Here is an 813-nt window from a genome sequence, read left to right as displayed (position 1 = left end):
GTAAGCGTGCAGCAAGAACCGTATTGACGGGGATGTGTTATTCAGTCGGCAGTGCTACGCGCCAGGGGAGCAGTTCGCCGACCCGGTTTATCGGCCAGTCGGCTATGACGTCAAGGACATAGCGGAGGTAGCTTTCTGGCTCCACTCCGTTCAGTTTGCACGTCCCGATCAGGCTGTACAGCAGCGCTCCCCGCTCTCCTCCATGATCCGAACCGAAGAACAGGTAGTTTTTGCGGCCCAGACTGACCATCCGCAACGCATTTTCAGCGATGTTATTGTCCGCCTCAGCCCAGCCATCATCTGCATAGTACGTCAGCGCCGGCCACTGGTTCAGGGCGTATGCGAACGCTTTCGCCAGTTCTGAGTGTCGCGACAGGGTTTTCATCTTTTCACGCAGCCAGCTTTCCAGGGATTTCAGCAGCGGTTTCGTTTTCAACTGACGTTCGGCAAGGCGCTGCTCCGCCGTCATTCCCCTTATCTCTGCCTCGATGGCGTACAGTTCGCCGATCCGTTTCAGCGCTTCCTCCGTCAGGGCTGACGGGGTGCGAACGTGCACATCGTGGATTTTACGGCGGGCGTGAGCCCAACAGGCGGCTTCCGTTATCCGGCCATCCCGGTACAGCTCGTTGAACCCGGCGTATGCATCCGCCTGCAGTACACCACTGAACCCCGCAAGATGGGTCTGCGGATGGATGCCTTTTCTGTCCGGGCTGTAAGCGAACCACACCGCCGGCGCCAGCGTTGACCCGGCGTTACGGTCATCACGAACGTAGGTCCATAACCGCCCGGTCTTTGTTTTCTTATTGCCTGGCA

Annotated in this window: 1 pseudogene; it reads right to left on the bottom strand. The window is 58.4% G+C overall.

From position 1 onward, the window contains the following. Window positions 1-37 precede the first annotated feature (37 nt). Window positions 38-813 (bottom strand): annotated as a pseudogene (locus ACJHX3_RS24945) (IS66-like element ISEc22 family transposase); the annotation flags it as partial.

Source organism: Escherichia sp. WS1265, from assembly GCF_046487585.1.
Lineage (GTDB): Bacteria > Pseudomonadota > Gammaproteobacteria > Enterobacterales > Enterobacteriaceae > Escherichia > Escherichia coli.
Note: the sequence above shows the minus strand (reverse complement) of the source record. Positions and strands in the feature narration are given on the sequence as shown.